The organism is Bradyrhizobium sp. LeoB3, from assembly GCF_055456055.1.
In genome coordinates this window covers 1-4,412 of the sequence record NZ_JBVBEF010000220.1, presented here as the reverse complement: position 1 = coordinate 4,412, position 4,412 = coordinate 1, and the positions used below count along the sequence as shown (strand labels likewise).

At 60.7% G+C, this 4,412-nt stretch carries 3 protein-coding genes; 1 reads left to right on the top strand and 2 read right to left on the bottom strand.

Annotated features, from left to right (window positions below):
* Window positions 1–449 precede the first annotated feature (449 nt).
* Window positions 450–695 (top strand): hypothetical protein, encoded by a 246-nt coding sequence (locus ACZXDY_RS44945; protein ID WP_155255692.1) that lies wholly within the window; start codon window positions 450–452, stop codon window positions 693–695.
* Window positions 696–837: 142 nt separating this feature from the next.
* On the opposite strand, the gene ACZXDY_RS44940 is transcribed toward ACZXDY_RS44945, so the two are convergent.
* Window positions 838–2,520 carry a flavin-containing monooxygenase gene (locus ACZXDY_RS44940; protein ID WP_464349899.1) on the bottom strand — a complete coding sequence of 561 codons (1,683 nt, stop codon included), beginning with the start codon at window positions 2,518–2,520 and terminating at the stop codon, window positions 838–840.
* A gap of 142 nt (window positions 2,521–2,662) precedes the next feature.
* A complete protein-coding gene (acmB, locus tag ACZXDY_RS44935; protein WP_028169380.1) occupies window positions 2,663–3,862 on the bottom strand; it encodes a methyl acetate hydrolase AcmB in 1,200 nt (399 codons plus the stop codon).
* Between the last annotated feature and the right edge of the window lie 550 nt (window positions 3,863–4,412).

Below are 4,412 nucleotides of genomic sequence, written 5' to 3'. Positions count from 1 at the left end.
GGTCCATCCAGGCAACCCTCGTCGCAACATTGAGGGTGAGTCGCCTCATTTTGTGGAGGGGACATACAGTCTAGCGGCCATCAAACCATAGCCAGAAATTTTCGAACCCAGCCGATCCCGCTGGCGTTCGAAAATTGCTGGCCCCGCACAAATTCCGCACCTCGTGACATAAAACATTTGACGCTCTGAATTTTATCTGTGTTTAGATCATCACATTCGTAGCGGGTGAAATTGCCTACACTCCTGAGGACCGTAATGCGCAACGCACGCACACACATCGCGGAAATTGCCGCCCGCGTCCGGCCACTTATTCGGCTGGCCGATTGGTCGTGCATGTCCGTGATGACGTGGCGCCGGAATTTTCAGCTCGATACAGGGCTGATCCGCAAAGCAAGCGTGTAACTCTCGGCGCAGGGCAGCTCCCTCCGCCGAACTGGCAGGAGGGCAAGATGAACGCCCGCAACGACGTCAAGAGACGATCTGACCGGAGTCTGGACGCGAGGCTTGTGCTGGCAGCGGCTCAACTGCAGTTGGCCGCGCGGGTCGATTTTCTCGTGGCTCGCTGGCTCGAGCGCTGCGCCGCAAACGCTGAGGCCGCACAACGGTTGTTCAAGACCGATCCGACGCCCACACGTGACTTCGGGATGGGCGCGAGCCCTGTCGTTTCATGTCCACGTTGGGATGAGTCTCCATGACGGCAGTCGGTGGGGTGGGGATACCATCAAGGTATGGGAGGCCGCCCGCATGGCAGCCTCCCTTACTCCATCGAGGGCTTCCCACGACTGCCATGCCGGAAGTGGCGATACTCAACGCCGCTCCCGGTCAGGGACTGTCAGGTTATTCGGCCGCGATCGGGTGCATGGCTCCGCTCTGGCCCTGGCTCGCGAACGCAAAGCCCTCGTAGCCCTTTTCGGCGACCTCGGCGCACTTCCTGCGATAGCCGCCGACGCCTTCCGGGCCGAGATACGGCAAGAAGCGGTGCGCCTTGCCGTCGATGTTGGCGCCCATGTACCAGGAATTGGCGGTGATCATGAGGGTTGAATTCACGACCTCCTCGACGTGAGCGGCCCACGCGTCCTGCGCCTGCGCTGTCGCCTCGATGGTCGAAAGCTTGTTCCTTCGCATGTGGGCGATGCATTCAGTGATCCACTCGACATGCTGCTCGATCGAGACCGGCATGTTCGACAGCACGGAGGGGCTTTGTGGGCCGGTGATTGTGAACAGGTTCGGGTAGCCGGCAATAGCCACCCCAAGATACGTCTGGGGGCCAGCCTGCCATTCCTGCGCCAGCATCCTGCCGCCGCGGCCCCTGATGCCAAGCTGCTTCAGCGGACCGGTCAACGCATCGAAGCCGGTGGCGATGACGATGATATCAAGCGGATACTCTTTGCCGCCCGCGCGAATGCCGGTCGGCGTGATTTCCTCGATCGGGCCGTCGATGGTCGCATCCACCAGCAGCACGTTCTTCTTATTGAACGTTTCGAAATAGTTGGTGTCCAGCGGCTGGCGTTTGGTGCCATACGGATAGTTCTTGGGCGTCAGCTTCTCGGCGACCACAGGATCGTTGACGGTCGACCGGATCTTGCGCTTGAGGTAGTCGGCGATGATATCGTTCGCTTCCTTGGAGAAAAACATATCCTGGTAGTTGGCCAGCCAGAACGCGAAGCCGCCGGCGTCCCACATCCTGTCGAACTCCTGCTCACGCTCCTCGGGCGTGGTATCGAGGACCCCCTTCGGCAGGAAATTCAGTTCGAATCCAAAGAACGAGTCCTTGATGCGCTGGCGGATCCCGTCGTAATCGGCCTTGCGTGCCTTGGTGATCTCAGGATCGACACGGCCGTTGCGCGCCGGCACGCAGAAGGCGGGCGTGCGCTGGAACACCGTCAAGTGCTTGGCCTGCTGCGCGATTTCCGGGATTGCCTGTACCGCAGTGGCGCCGGTGCCGATGACGCCAACGCGTTTGGCGGTGAAGTCGACGCCGTCATGCGGCCACTGGCTCGTGTGGTAGCACTTGCCCTTGAACGATTCCAAACCCTTGAACGGAGGCATGTTGGCGGTCGACAGTGCTCCGACCGCGGTAATGACAAAGCGGGTCGTCACCGTGTCGCCCTTATCAGTGCGCACTGTCCAAAGCCCGCTATCGTCATCGAAGACCACCTCGATGACGCGTTTGCCGAATTGAATGTCAGGTTTCAGGTCAAAGCGCTCGGCGCAATGCTCGAGATAGCGCAGAATCTCATCCTGCTCCGGATAGCGCTCGGACCAGTTCCACTCCTGCAGCAGGTTCTTGTCGAACGTGTAGCAATAGATGTAGCTCTCGGAATCGCAGCGCGCACCGGGATAGCGATTCCAGTACCAGGTGCCGCCAACCCCTTCGCCGGTCTCATACAGGGTGACGTTGAGGTCGAGCTTGTCGCGCAGCGAATGCAGCATGTACATGCCGGAGAAGCCTGCACCAATGATGACCGCGTCGAACTGGATCTTCGCGCTTGCTCCTGGCGAACTACCTTGCGCAAACATGATGTTCCTCCTGTTGTGAGCGCTCATTGTCGGCCCAGAGAAGTCTCTCTGTGCGCCGTCGTTTCGGTTGGGTTGTTGCGACGCCCGTCCGGCCAAAGGTCAGACCGGCATTGTCCGTGCTCGAAGGCCAGGTCGGCCGCCCTTACGCGGCCACGCGCACCTCGTCGCTCTGATAGGCGGCCGTCTCGAAGTTCACGTAGCCGACAAACGAAGTCGGATCTCCGAAGGGGAGGATCTGCGTCGCCCAATAGCCACCGATCCCGTTTTTGCGGTCGATCCAATAGAATGTGTTGGCGAGGCCGGCCCAACCAAGGGACCCGGCCGGCCTTCCTGTCGGCGCGTCCTCGTCGTTGAGCATGAAGGTGTAGCACCAGGACTTCTTCAGACCCGGGAAGAACTCGGCATCGTTCGACAGTGTTGCAATCACGCCAGGCAGCATGACCACGGTCTGGTCCGCCCTGAGGCCGTTGCGGACAGCGGCGGCGACCGTCTCCTGCTTGAGCACGCGGCCATTCGGCCCCGCCCCATCGTTCAGCCACATGCGGATGAACTTCATGTACTCGCCGATCGAGGCGTAGAGCCCGTGCCCGCCCATATGGACTTCCGGATCAGGCGGCAGCTGCATGTCGGGAAGCGGGGTCAGCGACCCGTCGGTTCCGCGCTGGTGAATGACGGCGAGGCGCGACCGCATCGAGGGGGTCAGCGAGAAGGCGATGTCCTCCATCCCGAGAGGCGCAAAAATCCGCTCCTTCATGACTTCGCCGAGGCGCTTGCCGCGGATGCTCTCGACGATCTGGCCACACCAGTCAATGTTGCTGCCGTATTCCCATTTGTCGCCGGGATCGAACAGGAGCGGTGTCATCAGCGACGCCGTCGAGCAGGTGACGACGCTCGGCTGGCCCTGCTCCTGGGCTAGGCGGAAGTAGCTGGCGTTAAAGAAATCGTAGCCCAGGCCAGCCGTGTGCAGCATCAGCATGCGGGTGGTGATGTCGCGTTTCGGCGCCCGCAGCAGCGGTTTGCCGTCGGCGCCGAATCCGTCGAGCACTTCCAGCTTGCCGATGTCGGGAACGTAGGTTTTGGCCGGGGCGTCCAGGTCGAGCTTGCCCTCCTCGACGCATTGCAGGATGGCCGTGCCCGTGATCGCTTTGGTGGTCGAGAAGATGGCAAAGACGGTATCGGCCGTCATTGGCTGACCGCCGCCAAGCATACGCTCGCCTGCGGCGCCTTCGTAGATGTTGGTCGAGCGATCGGTGATCATTGCCACCACGCCGGGGACGCGGTCTTTGCCTGTCACGACAGTTTGCAAAACTCCGTCACAGGCGCTTTTCAAGTTGTTACCCATCGCGGTTCCTCCCGTTGAAATTCGTTCAATGTGATCCCGATCTTCTCGACGGGCCGCTAGCGGTCCCTAGAACAATGTCAACTGTCTTAGCGTGTGGAAGTCGCGCTCCAGTGCGCTTGTCCCAACGCCACTTGCGCGGACGAAAGTCGCGCCGCGACCATAGCAGCAATAGCAGTCGGATTTCTTGATCATCATCTCGCTCGAGGTCAGTTCGTGAAGGTTGACCGAGCGTCGGGAAGACTAGAACGAATTCTTCGATGCAGCTACATTTCTGTTTGGCATCGAGCGTACAGACGTTTTTGCCGAGGCAGGTCAGCGATGCTGACTGATGAAGTGTTCTCGGCGGCGCATCGGAAGACCATGACATTTTCGTCGAGTCAGGTGGCGGCGATCTTCCGCTTGTGTGAAGGGTTTCGGATGCCGGCCGCTTGAGGGAGGGCGCGGCGTATTCGGCGGCCGGCGTCCGAAAGCCTCAAGGGAGGAAACCGCGCGTGAGAAACGTAAGGCGGTGCGGCAGGCGTTATGGGGATTTGAGCGCCGCGGGCGAGCT

Excerpts from the sequence above, each read along its gene's own strand:
- ACZXDY_RS44945 (WP_155255692.1), top strand. The coding sequence starts at position 450 with ATGAACGCCCGCAACGACGTCAAGAGACGATCTGACCGGAGTCTGGAC.
- ACZXDY_RS44940 (WP_464349899.1), bottom strand. The coding sequence starts at position 2,520 with ATGTTTGCGCAAGGTAGTTCGCCAGGAGCAAGCGCGAAGATCCAGTTC.
- acmB (WP_028169380.1), bottom strand. The coding sequence starts at position 3,862 with ATGGGTAACAACTTGAAAAGCGCCTGTGACGGAGTTTTGCAAACTGTC.